The following is a 19,755-nucleotide window of genomic DNA, read 5'->3' on the forward strand; positions in this document are numbered from 1 at the left end:
CAACCCTCAAGAGTGAACAAAGGGCAAATTAAGAGCAAATTAAATCACCACTAGCCTCGGCTGATTATTGATCCCGCATCAAGGAAGACAGAGAGCGGCGCTTACGCATATCCATCATGTTGGCAAGAGTCTCGTCTTTAGCTAGGGTCTGATCAGTAGGCTCCGGTGGCAAAACCGTTACCTCGGTCTGTTGGTCATCGCTGCTGTTTTGTGATGGTGGTAATAATGGTACTGATTTTACTGGTTGTTGTTTGCGAGTCGCCTTACGGCGTCTAGAATTACGGCGTCGCCTTCTACTGCTGACACTAGATGTTATCGGTCTTTTCAGTTTCGTTTTCCGGCTTGAAAATTTTAGAGCCTGAGTAAGCAATAAGCAACCGCTGGCGCAGCCTACAGCAACAACACCAAACAAAGACAGAGGCACAGCCTCTTTTGCTGCTGATGCCCGCAGTTGGGCCAGAGCTGGTTGTGGATTATTGGCTTCTTGCTCAATCGGTCCAGGATCAATCAGACCAATAGTTGCTATGCTACCGGCTATGACCATAACAACCCAAAGCCCAACCCAAACAGCAATCTGATGATTGTATATTAGCTTTTGGATGGACTCGAAATAATCTTGCTTTTGAGCCTGATGACCTGATGGTTTAGACATCGACGCTCACGATTAGTTAAAAAACACGCTGACGGCATTTTAGCATGGCTAGTCAGTTCGACCAATGTCTTTAAGGAGGTTATTGGTGACACTACAGCGTAAATCCCAGTTTCAAGAGTATTTAACCCCTGAGACTACTACTGAGACTACTACAGGGTTCTCGACTCAAAATCCTACAGATTATGGTGTTAAGTTGATCAACTCATCCCGTTCTCAAATCCCTAACCAGAACCAAGATCAGAAGACCTCTAAATCTTGGACAATTGAGAAAAGTGAGGAGCTTTATCAGCTCCAAGGCTGGGGAGAACCTTACTTTGCCATTAACACTGCTGGTCATATCATGGTTTCCCCTAAAGGCAATGGGGGCGGCTCGTTGGATTTGTTGGAACTGGTAGAATCCCTTAAGCAGCGCAACTTGGGACTACCATTATTAATCCATTTTTCAGATATCTTGGCAGACCAGATAGAGCAATTAAACGCCTGTTTTGCCCAAGCCATTACTCGCTACAAATACCCTGGTCGTTACCAGGGAGTGTTTCCAGTTAAATGCAACCAGCATCGACATGTGGTAGAGGATGTCGTGTATTTTGGTCAACCTTATCAATTTGGTTTAGAAGTCGGTTCTAAACCTGAATTGATGATTGCTCTAGCAACATTGCTCACTCCGGATTCCCTAATTATTTGTAACGGCTACAAAGACCGGGAATATCTTGAAACTGCCCTTTTAGCTAGGCGATTGGGACATAATCCGATAATTGTCCTAGAACAGCTAGAAGAAGTGCAGCTAATCATTGAGGTGGCGGCTTCGTTAGGAGGCATCATACCAGTGCTGGGGGTGCGAGCCAAACTGAGTACACAAAGCATGGGTCGTTGGGGAAACTCTGTCGGAGATAAAGCTAAATTTGGTCTGAAAATTCCAGAAATACTCCAAGCCATTGACCAACTACGGGAGGCTGGAATGCTTGAGTCATTGCAGCTGTTGCACTTCCACATCGGCTCTCAAATCTCTGCCATTAGCGTGATTAAAGATGCTATTCGCGAAGCCAGCCAAATTTATGCTGAGCTCAAGGGATTAGGGGTGAATATGCAGTATCTAGATGTAGGTGGTGGCTTGGCAGTGGATTACGATGGCTCCAAAACAAACTTCCATGCCTCCAAAAACTACAACATGCAGAACTATGCCAATGACATTGTGGCTGCGGTTAAGGAAGCTTGTGAGGAACATCAAATTCCGGCACCAACACTGATTAGTGAAAGTGGTCGTGCGATCGCATCCCACCAATCAGTTTTGATCTTTGATGTTTTGAGTACCAGTGATGTCGAATCTCAATCCCCTCCACTGGCAACGGAACAAGACCATCTAATTATCCGAAATCTTTGGGAAACTTACTGTACTATCGACCTTGAGAATTACCAGGAAGCTTATCATGATGCCATCGAGCTTAACCAAGAAGCAAAAAGCCTGTTCAGTTTAGGGTATCTCAGCATTACCGAGCGGGCTAAAGCTGAGCAGCTTTATTGGGCGTGCTGTCAGAAGATTCGGGAAATTATCAGGACACAAGACTATGTTCCTGATGATCTAGCAGACCTGGAAACGATCATGGCATCAATTTATTATGTCAACCTATCCGTCTTCCAATCAGTGCCAGATTGCTGGGGAATTAACCAGCTATTTCCGATTATGCCCATCCATCGGCTGGATGAAGAACCAACTCAAAGGGGTATCCTGGCTGACCTTACCTGCGATAGTGATGGTAAAATAGACCAATTTATTAACCTGCGGGATGTTAAATCGTTGCTGGAACTACATCCTTTGCGCAAAGCCAAGGAGCAAGGGACAATTTCCAATGGCAAATCCCAAATCCCAAATCCCAAATCCAAAGAACCCTACTATTTGGGTTTTTTCCTAGTTGGTGCCTACCAAGAGATTATGGGAAATTTACACAATCTTTTTGGTGATAGTAACGCAGTTCACATCAAATTAAGCCCCAGAGGGTATGAAATTGAACACGTGGTTAAGGGAGATACAATCACGGAAGTTTTGGGTTATATACAGTATGATGCTGAAGATTTGGTAGAAGGTATACGCCGCCGCACAGAACAGGCGTTGCAAGAGAACCGAATTACTTTGGCAGAATCTCAACGGCTGCTGGAAAATTATGAGCGGAGTTTGAGGAGTTATACCTATTTGAGTTGCTAAGCTCAGGATTTACCGAGTAACTCGAATTGTTGGGTTTCCTAGAACTTATAGGGTTTGGTGCTCAGTTTTGGTGCTCAGTTTTGGGTAAGTCCTGCTTAAGGAAAGGTATCAATTGTACTCGCTACAGCCAAAGCGATGGATATATGATTGATGGCACAGACAAGCCCTAAGGTAATCTGTGCCATGAAGCACGAACCATTCACCTTGACATTACAGAATGTTTATCTTTAAGTTAGAACCGTCGTTAAGCGTAAGTTTTACCGAGTGATTTAACTAACATGCCCATCAAAGAAAATCGCTTTTTGCAAGGGCGTAAAATCGCTCCAAATCCGATTACCGCAGGAATCCCAATCACAGAGTTGATCGACCAGACGTTTCTAGCCTACAATTCCGGTCGGTTACGAGAAGGCTGCCAATTATTGGTAGAGCGGATGTTGCAGCCAAACGTAACGGTGGGTTTAAGTTTGACAGGAGCATTAACCCCCGCAGGCTTAGGAATGGCCGCAGTGATCCCACTGATGGAGGCAGGGTTTGTCGATTGGATAGTATCTACGGGAGCCAATCTCTATCACGACACTCACTTTGGCATCGGATTGGAACTCCATCAAGGGCGGCACGATATTAGTGATGTGGTATTGCAGAAAGAAGGAGTTGTCCGGATCTATGACATTTTCTTCGATTATGACGTGCTGCTATCAACGGATAAGTTCTTTCGTCAGATCATTGAACAGCCTGAGTTTAAGGGTCGAATGGGAACGGCAGAGTTTCACTACCTCTGTGGTAAGTACATTGCTGCACGGGAGCAGACATTGGGACTGGAAAACCAATCCCTGCTGGCGGCAGCTTATCAGTTAGGAGTCCCGATCTATACCTCCAGCCCTGGAGATAGTTCGATTGGGATGAATTTAGCAGCGCTAGGGTTGCGGGGAACCGGACCAGTGATTGATGTGTCCTTGGATGTGAATGAAACGGCAGCAATTGTGCTGGCAGCTAAAAACCATGGGGGAGCCAGTGGGATTTGGATCTTGGGAGGTGGCTCGCCGAAAAATTTCATGTTGCAGACGGAACCGTATCTTCAAGAAGTCTTGGGTATTGATGAGAAGGGGCATGATTACTTTCTTCAGGTAACTGATGCTCGTCCAGATACAGGGGGTTTGTCAGGAGCAACCCCATCGGAGGCGGTCTCTTGGTGCAAGCTTGACCCACAGAAGTTATCAGAAACGGTAGTGGTTTATTGTGACTCGACCATTGCTATGCCCCTACTGACCGCTTACTGCCTAGCTAAGGTAGCGCCTCGTCCTCTAAAACGCCTTTATGACCAACGAAAAGCTCTACTGGAGCAGTTGAAAAAGGCACATTTGGCTACCCAAGCTAAAGCAGTCAGATAGCGTTTGTATCTGGGTTGTAAACACACTTATTGTCGAAAAAGGCTTGCATACAAAAGGCAAGAGGCAAGAGCCAAGAGGGTAAAGAGCTCCAGAGTTTTATTTGACAATAAAAAAAGAGTTCCTAGGTTTACATCTCAAATACAAACGCTATATGCTGATTTTTTTAGCAATTAGTCCTATACCTAGTCAAACAGGCAAGCTTGTACAAAATTCTAGCCCCAACATTGCCATCCCACTCATCACCAGAGTCTCCAGGAGCAACTTCGCACAGATCAAAACCAATAATAGTTTTTCCAGCTTTGACTAGCGATCGCACTAAATAAATTGCCTCATTAAATTCCAATCCTCCTGGAACAGGAGTACCTGTATTGGGACAATAGGCGGGATTCAATCCGTCAATGTCAAAGCTAATATAAACTTTATTCGGTAAATTAGAAATAATTTCCTGGCACTGGGCTGCCCAGGTTATACCTTCGTAAGTGTTAGCTTTGAGCTGCCAGTCATCAAACATTACAATCCGGCGATCGCTATGAGCCCAAGACATTTCCTCTTCACAAACATCTCGGATGCCAACCTGAACTAAACGATTAATCTGAGGTAGGGTCAGCGCATTGTACATGATCGAGGCATGGGAGTAAGTAAACCCTTCATAGGCTTGTCGGAGATCGGCATGGGCATCAATTTGTAAAATGCCGTATTCCTCGTGTTGCTGTGTTAGGGCTTGCATTAACCCAAAAGGAACACTGTGATCGCCACCGACGATGGCAACCAGCTTGCCTTGCTCCAGCAGTTCCAGGGCCTGAGTGTAAACCCAGTTGTTGAGTGCAGCACAGGCTTTATTAACGATGGCTAACTGTTTTGCGATCGCATCATCATCCACATTGCCACCAGCTTCTAAATACTGAATAATCTCTTTAGCTATCAACCTCATGGCACGATTTTGGTCTTGGATAGCTGAGTTAATCGGTATTGTCCCGCACCTGGTTTCCCAAGCTTGGGGTACATCAAAGTCGTACCAATCTAACTGTACCGAAGCTTCTATTATCCCTTGGGGACCGTTTGCTGCGCCCTCTCGGTAAGATGTGGTCACGTCCCAAGGAACAGGAAGGAAAACGATTGAAGCCTCCTCAACCGAATAGGGCAAGCCAAAGAAGCAGCCATTGGGCACAGTAATCTCATTTGGATTAAAACTGGCTTGATTCATTAGCCCTTGGTTAATTTTTCCTATTCTACCCGACCCTAGTCCCTACGGGAATCCTGGTATTAGGGATTAGGAATGCTTAGATTAGGGAAGCTTACATTAAATACAAAAACCCTTAACCCAACCCCTAACCCCTAACCCCCAACCCTATTACCATCAAAACTAAATTGAAAAATTACTAGCACTATGGTAGATATCAAAGAAATTCCCCTAGAGCAAATCCGCCGTCCCCTACCACGACAAAATGATCCAAACAAGGTGGCGGCACTAATGGAATCAATTGCTAAAGAGGGTTTGCGCGAACCGATTGATGTGTTAGAAGTAGATGGGCAATACTATGGTTTTTCCGGTTGCCACCGTTACGAAGCACACCAGCGTTTAGGAAAAAAAACCATTAAGTGCCGCGTTCGTCGCGCTCCTCGTTCCGTATTAAAACGGCATTTAGCGTGAAAATTAGCAATTTTGGGACAAAAATAGGTTTATACCTTGGGTTAATTCCCAAGGAAACCAGAATTGCTTAAAATTAGTCTGTTTAAAGCTGACCGTCGCTACTATTAGTTTTGAGTAGGAACCTTTAGGAGAGTACTATGGCAACGATTGTACCTGTCAATATTGGTATTGATGAACAAGACCGCAAAGAGATTGCTGAGGGATTGTCTCGTCTGCTAGCGGACACTTATACCCTATACCTGAAGACTCATGCCTTCCACTGGAATGTTACTGGACCAATGTTCAACTCCCTACACCTGATGTTTGAGCAACAGTACAATGAGTTGGCTTTAGCAGTGGATGCGGTAGCAGAGCGGATTCGTACCCTAGGCTATCCTGCTCCTGGCAGCTACAGTCAGTATGCGGAATTATCCTCCATTCCAGAAACCAGCGATGTTCCGGAGGCTGAGGAAATGGTGCGCTTGCTAGTGGAAGCCAATGAGGCAGTGGTAAGAACTGCACGGTCTGTTTTCCCAGCCGCTGAACGTGCTAACGATGAGTCTACAGCTGACCTGTTGACCGAACGCATGAGTATACATGAGAAAACGGCTTGGATGCTGCGCAGTATTCTCTAATAAGCTTATTAAGGATTAAGTATGAAGGATAAAGGATGAAGTATAAGGTATTAATGATGAAGGATGAAATAGTCTAATTTATCGGTTGTTCAACAACTTGTATATTTTGATCTATATGTATTCATCCCTCAAGATGTCACTTTTTTCCTTTATCTTTCATATTTCAGCCTTTAGGTGAAGCCTTCAATAGTTATAAATTTTATTTCCGCTAAATATAGCGCTATATTTAGCGGTTCTACAAATTATCTCACTTTGCAACTGTTAAAGCAACTTATCCCTAAAAATTACCTTGCCCTAGCTGAATTCTAAAAATGGTATTTGAGTAAAATAAAAAAATTTTGCTCGTTTGTAGAACTTCAGGATTTTTTCGATACAAGTAGCTAAGCGGGTTGTGGTGCAGAACTTCATATCTGAGTTTTAGCTGACAACCGCTGTCCAGAGATCAAAACAGCTAATTTAAGGAAACTATTCAATGAATGAAAATAAAAAGCCAGCATCCTCTGAGGAAAATAAGGATATCAATGAAGCTACAACCGATGATAACATAAATGCTCAAGGTCTGAAAGCTCAGAACCTACCTTCTAGGAGCTTTGAGCAGAATCGTGCTCTGAGAAAGCTGATTTCAGAAATTTCCCAACCTGGTTGGCTTAAAGTGTCTCCAAAAAACCATGAATTACCCTTACCAAGGGAGATTTACCAAGAGGTTACTGAAGTAACCACACAAGAAATTAGTCTGAGACTTACTAGGAAGATTCAGAATAGGGAAATTGACCCCAACAAAGGAAGTGTAACACGTTATGTGAGATCTCTCAAGACTCACATAGTTAACCAGATTATAAACGATCACCTCGGCAACTATTCCTTTGTCAAGCAGGGAACAAAGAAATGGGTCAAAACAGTTTCCATCTATACACCACTTAGCAATTCTGAGTCTGGTCACACTGACGAGTCTTATGTGTTGTTAGATATCCTTCCTTCTGAAACAGCTCGTCTGCTTTCCGAACAGATTGTGGATTGTATCAGGGAAGATCCAGAAGGACTTTTCAAGTGTAGGCATATGCGGAAGCTTGCCAAAGCAAATTTTCGAGCCATTGCGCTACTGAGGGTTGATGGTTATGAGTGGCAAGAAATTGCAGACTGCTTAGGTACTAAACTGAAAGCAACTGCTCTATTTCACGACCGTTGCCTTCAAGAATTTGCACCAAAAATCAGGGAGTACTTGCAGTCATGACTAAATCAAACCGGCAAATCAGCCCAAACTGACAGTAGAGGAATGGAATGACTTGGATAGTTTCCCTGGCAGATTCCATGGTGGTTCTGAGGGGGGATTATTAATCGTTGAAAGCACATACTACCTGGTCTTTTCAGTGACTGATAAATGTGACTCAGACCCAGTAATTAAATTATGGATGAACAATCTAGTAAAGCTTATTTAAAATTAATCAATGCTTTACTTACCTGCTCTAGTGGGAAAGAATCAGAAATTCTGATAGCTAATCAAGAGTTGATAGATAAAAACTTGATACTCACAATGGTAGGAGTTTCCGAAACACTTGCAGAACAGGGTGATCGTAAAGCGGCTGATTGGTTGCAAAACCTAGCAGAGCAATTAGCTGAAGCGCTGGGGGGATTAGAGCAGGTTAAGAGTCAGACAACTAAAAAAAGTAACTCAGCAGAATTGTCTATTTATGAAGACTATGTTGAGTTTTTGATGGAGGTTTTACAGGCAACTGCGGAGAGTCAGGGTAATCCTCAGGTGGTCTATCCATTACTACAAGCAAATCTCGACAAACTAGATGATAAATTGGCTAAAATTTTTAGAGTCTGGTTTGAGATAAAACTATCGGAAATAGAGCCAGAACAAGCACAAGATATCGCCGTTATACTTAGTGATTTCAGTAACTTGATTAAACAGTTTCCGCTAGGTAGTAGAGCAATCAATCTGGAGATGGCAATCACTGGATTTGAAATTGGACTAACGACCTTCACCCGCGAAGCCTTTCCAGAGGAGTGGGGCATAATCCAAAATAATCTGGGCAATGGATATAAAGACCGGATTTTGGGAAATAGAGCTGAGAATATGGAGCAAGCTATTGCTTGCTATCAAAATGCTTTACTAGTATACACCTGTAATGAATTTCCACAGCTATGGGCTGCTACTCAAAACAATTTAGCAAATGCCTATAGTGATCGCATTTATGGGGAAAAGACCGAGAATTTAGAGAAAGCCATTGCTTGCTATCAAAATGCTTTGCGAGTTTATACTCGCGAGGCATTTCCTCAACAGTGGTCTACAATCAACAATAACTTAGGTGCGGTCTACAGCAAACGCATTCGCGGTGATCAAGCTGATAACCTGGAAATGGCACTCCAAGCCTACCATTGTGCTTTGGAAGTCCGCACTAAAGAGGATTTTCCGATAGATTGGGCTGCTACTCAAAGTAATCTGGCCATTGCCTATAGCGATCGCATTCCTGGAAACAGAGCTGAAAATGTAGAAAAAGCTATTACCTGCAGCCAAAGAGCCTTACAGGTTTATACTCGTTCAGCATTTCCCCACCCTTGGGCAATGACCCAAAACAACCTAGCAGTTGCTTACCGGGAGCGTATTCGAGGTGACAAAGCAACAAACCTGGAAATGTCGATTCAGGCTTACTATAGTGCTTTGGAAGTCCGCACTAGAGAGGCTTTTCCAATGGATTGGGCTGCTACTCAAAGTAATCTGGCCATTGCCTATAGCGATCGCATTCGTGGAAACAGAGCTGACAATCTTGAACTTGCTATTGGCTGCAGCCAAAGAGCCTTACAGGTTTACACCCGCGAGGCATTCCCAGAACAATGGGCTAGGACTCAGAGTAATTTAGCTACTGCTTATCGCGAGTTGGGACAGATTGCCAAGGCACTTACTTGCTATAAAAATGCTTTAGAGGTTTTTTTCCCTACAGCTTTTCCAGTAGACTGCCTTAGGGTTGGACGGAATTTAGGCGATACAGCTTTTGCTGCTGCCTTCTGGACAGAAGCCATTGAAGGGTATGATATTGCTATTGAAGCGGTCGAGCAAAGCCGTAGCTGGGCTAGTACTGAGGCAAGGCGTGAAGAGATTCTCTCAGCAGCGATAGATGTTTACAGCAACATGGTGCAAGCCTGCATCAATACCGAACAGTTTGACCGGGCTCTTGAATATGTCGAGCGCAGCAAAGCTCGTAACCTTGTTGAAATACTGGTAAATAAAAACCTTTACCCCAAAGGCAACATTCCCAAAACTGTCCTCAAAGAGCTAGATCGCCTGCGCCGGGAAATTGTCAGGGAAGAGCGTAGGCTTAACATCAAAGAAAGCATTAGATCTATAGATGGTAGTTTTGATCCCTCTATTGATATAAAGGAAAACCGCACTAAGTTAGAGCAACTGATCAGACAACTAGATCAGTTAATCAAGCATGATATTCACCCCATCGATCCTGCCTTTAACCTTACTCAGAAAATTGAACCCATCTCTTTTAAACAGATTAAGCAATTGCTGCCCGATCAGCAAACTGCTCTGATCGAGTGGTATGTCACAAGCGAGACATTTTTAACTTTCATTGTCACATCCTGCAGCCATATGCCTATGGTTTGGCAAGCCTCCCCAGAAGACCTACAAACCTTGTTAGATTGGACTAGTAGCTATCTCAGTTCCTACTATGATAATAAGCAACAATGGCGAAATGAATTAGATGATCGTTTACGGCAACTTGCTGATATTCTAAACCTCAACCATTTACTCTCTCTGATTCCCATAAACTGCCAGAGACTGATTCTAATCCCCCATCGCTTTCTCCATATGTTTCCCCTCCACGCCCTAGAGGTAGGAGGTCAAGATGCCAAAGTCAACAGTCAGAATAGCGCTACTGAATTACTTAATAATTTGACTTTCGGAGAATCTCTGGCAATATCTACTCAGCTTAGGGAAGAAAATACCAAAAGAGAATTGCCTCTGGCAAAAGATGACATTGTTGAGCAAAAACGTCAAAATCGCCTGTTAGACCTCTACCCTGGTGGAGTAAGTTATGCTCCTAGCTGCCAGCTATTGCACACTGTAGAGGCAAGACATACCTCACCTCAACAGCATAATCTTGATCGTCTGTTCATTGTCCAAAATCCCACTGACGACCTAGACTTCACTGACCTTGAAGTAAGCGCTATTAGTTCCCAGTTTGACCAGGCTTATATCTTGGCGAAACAAGCTGCTACTAAAGCTGCTACTAAAGAGGCATTGAATCAGGAAAATGCTCTACAGAATGCTAACATTGTTCACTTCTCTTGCCATGGTAACTTCAACTTAGATTCACCTCTAGAATCAGGGCTTAGATTAGCAAATGATGAAGACTTAACTGGGAATGGACTCTTAACTTTGGGGGAAATATTTGAATTTAACTTATCAAAATGTCGCTTGGTTACTCTCTCAGCTTGCGAGACAGGATTGATAGACATTACTAGCCTCAGTGATGAGTACACAAGCTTGCCCAGTGGCTTTCTCTATGCAGGCAGTTCAAATGTCGTTAGCAGTCTCTGGGAAGTGGATGACCTTTCCACAACATTTATGATGATCAAGTTTTATGAAAATCTCAAAAATAAAACATCAGCCACTATAGCACTCAGCCAAGCTCAACGTTGGCTCCGAGATACCACTCTCTACGAACTGGAGGAGTGGATTGAGCAGAGACAGTTACCTTTTGATCAAAAGTTAAAGAAACTTTGGTCGCAACGGTTTAATCAAGTTCAAGGTAGTGACAAACCTTTTGCACACCCATTTTACTGGGCTGCTTTTACATGTCAAGGATTGTAATTATTTTATCTATAACTTGTAGAATATCGGGATTATTTTCCTATATATACTTGTAGGAATATAGAGAATTTCAATGATTAAAAAATATTGTTATAATAAAAATATAAAACATAATTATTATGAATAATATAACAAATAATAAAAAAAAATATACATATGAATATAATTTTAAATACATCCAATTTGCAAATATTTATTAGTAGTATCAGTATTTTGAGTTCACTAATTACAGTATTCTATTTAGTAAACGATTTTATTCTACCGAAGGCAGAAACAAACCCAGTTGCCCAAGAGTGGGTTGGTACTAAAATTATAAATACCGATACCAATCTTTATGAAAATTATAAAAAGGCAGGAACCTATGAAGTATGGACTGACAGACAAGCAAATACTCACCATTTCTCCTTGATCAATATAGATGAAGACGCAAAGAAAAATTCCTCGGATTTTCAGGGAGTATTAAAAGAATTGGAAAAATCTGGTCAACCTGTCTGCCTTGGGCTTACAGGTAAGAGAAGCTGGAGCAAATCTGAGCGAAAGAATATCGTTGAAATCAGAGTATTTCCTGAGCAATCTAAGTACGATCAATTAGGACAAGCTAAGGGTGATACACTGTGTGAGCAAAAACCAGGAGAGGTAATAATTGAAGCAAGAAGCGACACGCAATGATATAGCGCTACGCGCAAGGCAAGAGGCAAGAGGCAAGAGGCAAAAGTTCACTAAAAGAGCGTTTCAGCTTGTATCAATGTCCTCTTAATACGTAGTCCTATATAAGATGCGTTGGGTGCATCTCACTTTTTATGTTTGACCCGGTGGGTGGAACGGGCATCTTGCCCGTTACAATAGGGCAGCAACCTAACCCGGGCGTTGAGGCGGAAAATGAGGGTGAGCGCCCCTAACGCACCCTACTAGACTTTCTTCCTTTATCTTTCATACTTCACTTCGGAATTGGACTGGAAAAAAACTGGAGCGCTAAAGTGTTCCTGATCAAACGAAGTAACTGCCTTGGGGAATCGAAGAGTAAACCTACTACCAACACCTTGTTCGCTGTATACTTGTAAGCTACCGTGGTGTGCTTGAGCGATCGCATTAGCAATTGCCAGCCCTAATCCGGAACCTCCTGTGTGACGAGAGCGATCGCTATTGACTCGATAAAAGCGATCAAAAATTCGCCCTTGGTCTTCTTGGGCAATACCAATCCCCGTATCTTCTACCTGGATCACCGCGTGTTGGTCGCTCTTATCTAAAATAACAGTTACTTTACCACCCACAGGGGTGTATTGGATACCATTAATAATTAAATTAGAAACTAGGCGATAAAGCTGCTCAGAATCACCCATAACTTCCAGAATAGTTGGCACTCGCACCGAAGATGTCAACTTAATCTCGGAAGCGATTGCCAAGGCTGCTAATTCCTCAACTAAATCGCTAACCAGGTCATTGAGACAGCATGTCTGGTGACCTACAGATGCTGGTTGTCTATCTAAGCGAGACAACAACAACAAATCCGCAACTAACTGACTCAGCCGCTGATTTTGACGTTCAACAATTTCCAGAATGTTTCGTGCTTCTTGTTGATCCAAGCTAGGCATCAAAAGCCCCGATTCAACCGTTGCCAGTGTAGCCGCTATCGGTGTTCGTAGCTCGTGGGCAGCATCAGCGGTAAACTGTTGAATCTGTCTATAGGATTGGTAAATAGGTTCCATTGCCAACCCTGCTAACCACCAACTCCCACTGCCGACTAAGATAATTGCCATTGGCAAACCCAATGCCAAGATTAATTTTATCGTATTGAGGTAGTCGTTGAGGTATTGGAGAGAGTGCCCCACCTGCAAATACCCCCAATCCCGCTGATCTTGAGTATGTAGCGATAGAGAAATTTGGTGATAGGAGTTGCCCTTACCATCGGACAGGGTTTGCCAAGGTGCTTGATTAAACACCTGGGGTAATCCCTCTGGGTAAGTTCCTGCAACGGCAATTAAACGTCCTGAGGTATCAAATAGCCGGATGTAGTAGTGACCTTGGCTAATAGCACTGAGGATGTGGCGTTGGGAACTCACCAGTGGTTGGGAACAGTTCACTCCAACGATACACAGATTCGGTAATAGTTCCCCAATTATCGGCTCTACCTGTCCCGGTTCCTTGAGCTTCAATTCCAGACTATCATGGAGTGTTCCCGCAACAGATTTTAACTCCCGGTCTGAAGTGACTAAATGGGCATGAGCGATCGCTCTGTAAACACCAAATCCCAACAGGCTCAAAATAAACCCCATGACGATGGCATAGGAAAGTGCTAATTTCCCACGAGTCTGGTTAAATAGCTTATTTCGATTCATGATTTTTTGAGATTGAGACGATATCCCAAACCATGAACGGTTTCAATCGGAATGCTGGAGTTGATTGATTCGAGTTTCCGACGTAGCAAGCGCATTTGAGCCGCCACTACGTTACTAATCGGTTCTGCACTCACTTCCCAAAGTTGATTGCGAATTTGGTTGGTGGTCATCACCTGATTGGGATGCTTCATGAAATACTCTAAGAGCTGAAATTCTTTATTCGTTAGTGGAATGTCGAGTTTCTCACCGTTAGCAGCAAGACGATAAACCGTTCGGTTACCATACTCTAAAATAAGGTCACCCACCTGAAGTTGTTGGGGCTGGAGTAGAGGTGTTCGCCGGTGCAAGGCTCTAACTCTTGCTAGCAACTCTGCCATTCGGAACGGTTTCACTAAATAGTCATCGGCTCCCGTATCCAAACCCATCACTCTATCTTCCAAGCGGTCTTTTGCCGTTAGCATCAAAATAGGCAAGGGATTATTATGATAGCGTAACTGACGCAGTAACTCTAGTCCCGATATCCCTGGTAGCAACCAGTCGAATATAGCCAGGGTATATTGGGTTTCATGGTTGTTCAAATAACCCCAAGCGTCAGTGCCGTTAACAACTAAGTCCACCACGTATTTCTCTATATTTAACGCTCGCTTAATTGCAGCACCCAAGTCTGGCTCATCTTCAACTAGCAGTACTCTCATCTGTCTTTTGCGGCTTGATACTTTGTCTATACTAGCGATATGCGGGAAAGAAAGCGGGTAAGGGTGTAACTTTCCTTGAATAAATTAGCTTAAAGCTGCACGAACCTATAGCCATATTATATAATAACAAAGATAAATTCGGACCAGGGATTAGCGAGTAGCAATTATATAATATGCCATCAACAATTATCACAATTTATACATAGATTATAAAGCATTAATTATAAAACATAGAATTAAATTATGACAGTGATTAACAAATTTTAACAAATCAATTTTATACTCTCATAAGCTGAAGCCTTACGAAAGTCCTAACAAAAAATAATTTCATCGATACGTGACATTTCATCCTGATTTCATATTTGCTTGTGATACTTAATCAAGACGACAGCAAACGACCATCCTGACATTTTAGGTGTCTGGGTGGAGACTATGGTGATTACTTGCACCCTCTCCTGAGGATAAAAAGCACTGATCCAAAATTATGTTATGCACAAGACAGAAACAATCCTGGCTTCAACGTTTACCTTTTTGCTGCTGATAGCGATCGCACCAGTTGCTGTTTTCGCCCATGCCGGACATGGTAATGAGTTCCAAAGCGGAACCGAAGCCACCAGCAATCCCGAAGGAATTGAGGTAGATGCGACAACCGCTAGTCAAATTGGGATTAAACTCCAATCCGTCTATAGGCAGTTTTTGGATATTGGTATTAAAACCACTGGGCAAATTGAAACCCAGCCCAACCAACAGGCGCAAGTAACAGCGCCGATTCCCGGTACAGTTGCTAAACTTTTGGTCAAACCAGGTCAGAGGGTCAAAAAAGGTCAAGCGGTTGCTGTCATCTCTAGCTTGGAGTTAATTGAATTGCGGGTTGAGTCTCTCGACAGACTGACTGAAGCTAAGGCAACATTGGGAGAAGCTGAGGCAAATCTGGAACTAGCTAGGGAAAATTTAGAACGTCAGCGTCAAATAGCTGCTGCTGAAATCGATGAAGCTGAAACTCAGCTAGCAGTAGCCCAAGAAGAGTACGATAAAGACCTAGCATTAGCAATCGAAGGTGCTCTGGCTCGACGTCAGATGCTAGAGTCAAAAACTAAGCTAGCAGAGGCTAAAACCTTACTGAAAAGAGCATTTAGCCGTCGAGAGGTTCTGGAAGCAGAAGCAGAACTAAAACGGGCTCAAACAGCAGTTAAGGCTGCCAAATCTCGGGTTCAACTGAGCGATACTACCTACAAAACCCGACTGGAACAACTTAGTAATTCTGCTAATGAGCAAGGAAAGGTAACGGTGCTTGCTCCAATTTCCGGTACAGTAGCGCAATGGCAAGTAACCTTGGGTGAATCCTTTGAAGACGCAGGTGGGCAACTGATGACGATTGTTAACAATAATCAAGTCTGGGCAACTGCTAATATTTATGAAAAAGACTTATACAAGGTAAAAATAGGCCAAAAGGTCAGATTAGAAGTTTCTAGTCTGCCTAATCAGACTTTTACAGGTCAAGTTAGCCAAATCGACCCGATAGTAGCAGGTCAGACACGAGTAGTGCCAGTGAGGGTAAGGTTGGATAATCCTGGAGGGCAACTAAAACCAGGAATGTTTGCTCAATTAAAGATTTTTACTGATAAAACCAATGTAGCTACTTTAGCGATTCCTCAAGATGCTTTGGTGGAGGCTAATGGTAAACAACTGGTTTATGTACAAAATGGTCAGAACTTCTATGAACCTGTAGAACTTGCTGTTGGTTCAACTTTTGGGGATTTGGTCGAAGTCAAGAATGGTTTATTTGAAGGTGACCAGATTGTCGCTGAAGGGGGGGTGATGTTGTACGCCCAATCCTTAAGGGGTGGCTCTAAAGCTGATCACCATGAACATGACCAGGAAGGGCATAATCATGAGGCAACATCGACTAACCTTAATGTTGCTAGCCTACCCTGGTGGTGGGTTTTTCCTGTAGGAGGGGTAATTACAGCTGGTGCTTTTATGCTGGGACAGCGCACTGCTTCACAATCAAGACCAGCACCTATAGAAATTTCAGATGAACCGACCAATAATAACTATCATTCCACTGCTGATGTAAAAGGAAATGGTCAGAGCAATGGGGATGGCTATTTAGATTCCGCGATTCCTAATCGTTTCGTAAACAGGCAATAATCAGCAAGGCTATAGGTAAGACCAACATGCTCAACTCCATCCTTAAGTGGTCTATTGCTCGACGTTGGCTAGTTGTAATTGGCGCTATCATCGTCACAGTTTGGGGATTTCGCATTGTTTCCCAAATGCCCTTAGATGTATTTCCGAATTTTGCTCCTCCCCAAGTTGAAATTCAAACGGAAGCGCCGGGATTGGCTCCAGAAGAAGTGGAATCTTTAGTCACAATGCCCGTTGAAAGTGCAATCAATGGCATTCCTGGATTGACTACAGTACGCTCGTCTTCGGGAGTGGGCATTTCTGTAGTAAAAGTTATCTTCAAATGGGATACTAATATCTATCAAGCTCGCCAGTTAGTAACTGAACGGTTACAACAAGCTGCTGCCAGATTACCGGAAGGAGTAGAATCACCACAAATTTCTCCCCTTTCCTCCCCCATTGGCACCATTCTTTCCTACGCTTTTACCATTGACGAAGATGTAGAGACGGGAGATGTCCCCTCTAAAATTGACCTAATGGCTGTGCGTCGATTGGTTGACCGAGATATTACCAACCAATTATTGGCAGTAGCGGGGGTAACTCAGGTAATTGCCTATGGGGGAGATGTACGTCAGTATCAGGTACTGGTTGACCCTGCCAAGTTAACCGCTTTTGATGTTTCCTTAACAGAAGTTACGGAAGCAGCAGCAGCAGCAAATACTAATGCAGCGGGTGGCTTTCTGATTGGCCCAGACAAGGAACTATTAATTCGAGGCATTGGACGAGTTGAGTCAATCGAGGATTTAGAACAATCGGTGGTAGTGGCACGTAATGGCACACCAGTGCTGCTTTCTGATCTTGCTGATGTCCGCATTGGTGCTGCCTTGAAGCGGGGTGATGGTAGCTTGGATGGGAAAAAAGCGATTGTGGTGCTAGTTAACAAACAGCCCCTGGTTGATACTCCTACTGTTACCAAAGCGGTAGAAGCAGCCATGGAGGAAATTAAAGGGGGTTTGCCGGAGAATGTCAAGGTTACTGTTACCTTCCGCCAATCCGATTTTATTGATGCCTCAATTAAAAATGTCAGGAATGCCCTACGCGATGGCATCATCATTGTTTCTATTATTCTGTTTCTGTTCTTGATGAACTGGCGCACTGCCATTATTACCCTCAGCGCCATTCCTCTGTCTTTGTTGATTGGGATGATGTTACTCAATCTCTTTGGTTTGGGAATTAATACCATGACTCTGGGAGGACTAGCTGTAGCGATTGGGTCAGTGGTGGATGACTCGATTGTGGACATGGAAAATTGCTACCGGGGATTACGAAAAAATCAGCAAGCAGGAAATCCTATCAACCCTTTACAGGTGGTTTATAACACCTCAGTGGAAGTGCGAGTGAGTGTGCTGTTTTCTACAGTAATTATTGCTGTAGTATTCGCACCAATTTTCACCCTTACTGGTGTTGAAGGTCGTATCTTTGCACCGATGGGAGTAGCCTATCTAGTCTCAATTTTTGCCTCTACATTTGTAGCCTTGACTCTGAGTCCAGCTTTGTGTGCTTTCTTGCTTGCTACTGTACAGTTACCAGAAGAAGAAACTTGGGTAGCGCGGTTTTCCAAGAAACTATATCAGCCATTAATTCGATTTTCTCTTCATGCTCCCAGTCTAGTTTTGCTAACAGCAGTAGCAGGGTTTGTCGCTTCTCTAATTATTTTTACCTCTCTAGGACGAGTCTTTTTACCAGAGTTTCAGGAGCGATCGCTTGTCAATGCTTTCACTCTCTATCCCGGTGTCTCTCTGGAAATGACGAATCGGGCTGGTTCAGCCATGGAACTAGCTCTCAAAGATGACCCCCGGTTTGAGTCAGTGCAGTTACGTTCAGGCCGTGCTCCCGGTGATGCTGATGCTGGTAGTGTTACTCTCGGCCATTTGGATGTGGAAATTTCAGAGGAGGGGATGAAAGACCGAAAAGCAACAATTGAGAAACTCCGTGAGGAATTTGCTAAGTTACCGGGGGTAGCCCCTAGTATTGGTGGTTTTATTTCCCACCGCATGGATGAAGTCCTCTCAGGAGTCAGGAGTGCGATCGCAGTCAAAATTTTTGGTCCGGAACTTTCGGAATTACGAACTATTGGTGCTCAAGTTCGAGATGCCATGCAAGATATTCCTGGTGTGGTGGATCTAATTCTTGAACCCCAAATTCCGATCAAACAGGTGCAAATTAAGTTTGACCGCACTGCTGCTGCCCGTTATGGTCTTAGTGTTGGTCAGCTTTCAGAAATTGTTGAAACTGCTCTCAATGGTAGAGTTGTCTCCCAGGTACTGGAAGAGCAACAGTTATTTGATTTGGTAGTGTGGTTGAAAGCCGAATACCGCAACAATCTTAATACTATCAGCAACCTGCTAGTTGACACTCCCACGGGCACTAAGATTCCTCTTGCCCAAGTTGCTCAGATTAGTTATGGTAAGGGACCCAACACCATTAACCGCGAAAATGTTTCTCGGCTGATTGTGGTTTCAGCTAATGTTGCTGATCGAGATTTAGGTAGTGTAGTTGAAGAGATTCAAGCCACAGTCAAGCAGAGAGTGCAATTACCTTCAGGCTACTTTATCCAATATGGAGGACAGTTTGAATCAGAACAACGAGCATCTCAAAATTTACTAGTATTCGGTACTCTGGCACTGATTGTGATTGCTGTTTTAATGTACTTTGCGGTGAAGTCAATTTCAGCAACAGTAATGATTATGCTCAATCTGCCTCTAGCATTAACTGGGGGAATTTTTTCCGTTGCCCTCGGTGGTGGTATTCTCTCTGTTGCTTCCATGGTAGGGTTTATCACTCTCTTTGGTGTTGCTACCCGCAATGGTTTACTTCTGGTAGATAATTACAATAATAAATTGGCTCAGGGAATGCCTTTAAAGCAAGTAATTATTGAAGGTTCAACGGAACGATTAGTAGCAATTTTAATGACGGCATTGACTTCAGCGTTAGGGATGGTTCCTCTGGTAATTGGCACAGGGGCAGGGAAAGAAATTTTACAGCCATTGGCAATAGTTGTTTTGGGAGGGTTGTTTACGTCTACAGCTTTAACCTTATTGGTATTACCAGCTTTGTATGCTCAGTTTGGTCGCTTTTTCAGATCTAAACCCATCAATTCTGGTATTTCACCTGAAGACTTAAATTCATCTTTTAAAAGTGGTTCAGTGGTGGGTCAATAGTGACAGGGAGCAGGGAGCAGGGAGCAGGGAGCAGGGAGCATAAAAA

13 protein-coding genes are annotated in these 19,755 nt (G+C 43.5%); 9 read left to right on the top strand and 4 right to left on the bottom strand.

The window, feature by feature from the left end; all coding sequences use genetic code 11:
- Positions 1-64: 64 nt before the first annotated feature.
- Entirely contained in the window at positions 65-652 is a 588-nt protein-coding gene (locus AC4II3_RS10460; RefSeq protein ID WP_488007862.1) for a hypothetical protein, read from the bottom strand.
- Positions 653-716: 64 nt separating this feature from the next.
- On the opposite strand from AC4II3_RS10460, the gene speA reads away from it, so the two are divergent.
- Together speA and AC4II3_RS10470 are read left to right on the top strand one after the other, a co-directional pair.
- Positions 717-2,852: a biosynthetic arginine decarboxylase gene (gene speA, locus AC4II3_RS10465; protein ID WP_488007864.1), complete on the top strand. Its 2,136-nt coding sequence runs from the start codon at positions 717-719 to the stop codon at positions 2,850-2,852.
- 278 nt (positions 2,853-3,130) lie between these two features.
- On the top strand, positions 3,131-4,240 hold the full coding sequence (locus AC4II3_RS10470) for a homospermidine biosynthesis protein (RefSeq protein WP_488007865.1): 1,110 nt from the start codon (positions 3,131-3,133) through the stop codon (positions 4,238-4,240).
- Positions 4,241-4,403: 163 nt separating this feature from the next.
- Here AC4II3_RS10470 and AC4II3_RS10475 read toward each other — a convergent pair whose 3' ends face one another.
- Positions 4,404-5,444, bottom strand: coding sequence for an agmatinase family protein (locus tag AC4II3_RS10475; protein WP_488007867.1), 1,041 nt, complete (start codon positions 5,442-5,444; stop codon positions 4,404-4,406).
- Between the two features lie 183 nt (positions 5,445-5,627).
- Here AC4II3_RS10475 and AC4II3_RS10480 point away from each other — a divergent pair, with 183 nt between their 5' ends.
- The 5 genes from AC4II3_RS10480 to AC4II3_RS10500 all read left to right on the top strand — a co-directional run bounded on the left by AC4II3_RS10480 (position 5,628) and on the right by AC4II3_RS10500 (position 11,999).
- Positions 5,628-5,891, top strand: coding sequence for a ParB N-terminal domain-containing protein (locus AC4II3_RS10480; protein ID WP_070390838.1), 264 nt, complete (start codon positions 5,628-5,630; stop codon positions 5,889-5,891).
- Between the two features lie 137 nt (positions 5,892-6,028).
- Entirely contained in the window at positions 6,029-6,505 is a 477-nt protein-coding gene (locus AC4II3_RS10485; RefSeq protein WP_488007868.1) for a Dps family protein, read from the top strand.
- 472 nt (positions 6,506-6,977) lie between these two features.
- The gene (locus AC4II3_RS10490) at positions 6,978-7,736 is read left to right on the top strand and encodes a hypothetical protein (protein ID WP_488007870.1); all 759 of its coding nucleotides are present in this window, start codon (positions 6,978-6,980) and stop codon (positions 7,734-7,736) included.
- Between the two features lie 174 nt (positions 7,737-7,910).
- Positions 7,911-11,330: a CHAT domain-containing protein gene (locus AC4II3_RS10495; protein WP_488007872.1), complete on the top strand. Its 3,420-nt coding sequence runs from the start codon at positions 7,911-7,913 to the stop codon at positions 11,328-11,330.
- Positions 11,331-11,486: 156 nt separating this feature from the next.
- The gene (locus tag AC4II3_RS10500; protein WP_488007874.1) at positions 11,487-11,999 is read left to right on the top strand and encodes a hypothetical protein; all 513 of its coding nucleotides are present in this window, start codon (positions 11,487-11,489) and stop codon (positions 11,997-11,999) included.
- A 254-nt stretch (positions 12,000-12,253) separates the two neighbouring features.
- Here the strand turns inward: AC4II3_RS10500 and rppB are convergent, their stop codons facing one another.
- Together rppB and rppA are read right to left on the bottom strand one after the other, a co-directional pair.
- Positions 12,254-13,666: a two-component system sensor histidine kinase RppB gene (gene rppB, locus AC4II3_RS10505; protein ID WP_488007876.1), complete on the bottom strand. Its 1,413-nt coding sequence runs from the start codon at positions 13,664-13,666 to the stop codon at positions 12,254-12,256.
- Positions 13,663-14,361: a two-component system response regulator RppA gene (gene rppA / locus AC4II3_RS10510; RefSeq protein ID WP_488007878.1), complete on the bottom strand. Its 699-nt coding sequence runs from the start codon at positions 14,359-14,361 to the stop codon at positions 13,663-13,665. The genes rppB and rppA overlap by 4 nt, the downstream gene beginning before the upstream one ends.
- A 489-nt stretch (positions 14,362-14,850) precedes the next feature.
- Here rppA and AC4II3_RS10515 point away from each other — a divergent pair, with 489 nt between their 5' ends.
- Entirely contained in the window at positions 14,851-16,512 is a 1,662-nt protein-coding gene (locus AC4II3_RS10515) for an efflux RND transporter periplasmic adaptor subunit (protein WP_488007880.1), read from the top strand.
- A 26-nt stretch (positions 16,513-16,538) separates the two neighbouring features.
- The gene (locus AC4II3_RS10520) at positions 16,539-19,709 is read left to right on the top strand and encodes an efflux RND transporter permease subunit (RefSeq protein ID WP_488007882.1); all 3,171 of its coding nucleotides are present in this window, start codon (positions 16,539-16,541) and stop codon (positions 19,707-19,709) included.
- The last annotated feature ends 46 nt before the right edge of the window (positions 19,710-19,755 follow it).

Source organism: Moorena sp. (genome assembly GCF_982860115.1).

Coding starts and splice junctions, on each gene's coding strand:
- AC4II3_RS10515 (WP_488007880.1), top strand. CDS start 14,851: ATGCACAAGACAGAAACAATCCTGGCTTCAACGTTTACCTTTTTGCTG.
- AC4II3_RS10480 (WP_070390838.1), top strand. CDS start 5,628: ATGGTAGATATCAAAGAAATTCCCCTAGAGCAAATCCGCCGTCCCCTA.
- AC4II3_RS10485 (WP_488007868.1), top strand. CDS start 6,029: ATGGCAACGATTGTACCTGTCAATATTGGTATTGATGAACAAGACCGC.
- rppB (WP_488007876.1), bottom strand. CDS start 13,666: ATGAATCGAAATAAGCTATTTAACCAGACTCGTGGGAAATTAGCACTT.
- speA (WP_488007864.1), top strand. CDS start 717: ATGTCTTTAAGGAGGTTATTGGTGACACTACAGCGTAAATCCCAGTTT.
- AC4II3_RS10500 (WP_488007874.1), top strand. CDS start 11,487: ATGAATATAATTTTAAATACATCCAATTTGCAAATATTTATTAGTAGT.
- AC4II3_RS10475 (WP_488007867.1), bottom strand. CDS start 5,444: ATGAATCAAGCCAGTTTTAATCCAAATGAGATTACTGTGCCCAATGGC.
- AC4II3_RS10520 (WP_488007882.1), top strand. CDS start 16,539: ATGCTCAACTCCATCCTTAAGTGGTCTATTGCTCGACGTTGGCTAGTT.
- rppA (WP_488007878.1), bottom strand. CDS start 14,361: ATGAGAGTACTGCTAGTTGAAGATGAGCCAGACTTGGGTGCTGCAATT.
- AC4II3_RS10495 (WP_488007872.1), top strand. CDS start 7,911: ATGGATGAACAATCTAGTAAAGCTTATTTAAAATTAATCAATGCTTTA.
- AC4II3_RS10490 (WP_488007870.1), top strand. CDS start 6,978: ATGAATGAAAATAAAAAGCCAGCATCCTCTGAGGAAAATAAGGATATC.
- AC4II3_RS10470 (WP_488007865.1), top strand. CDS start 3,131: ATGCCCATCAAAGAAAATCGCTTTTTGCAAGGGCGTAAAATCGCTCCA.
- AC4II3_RS10460 (WP_488007862.1), bottom strand. CDS start 652: ATGTCTAAACCATCAGGTCATCAGGCTCAAAAGCAAGATTATTTCGAG.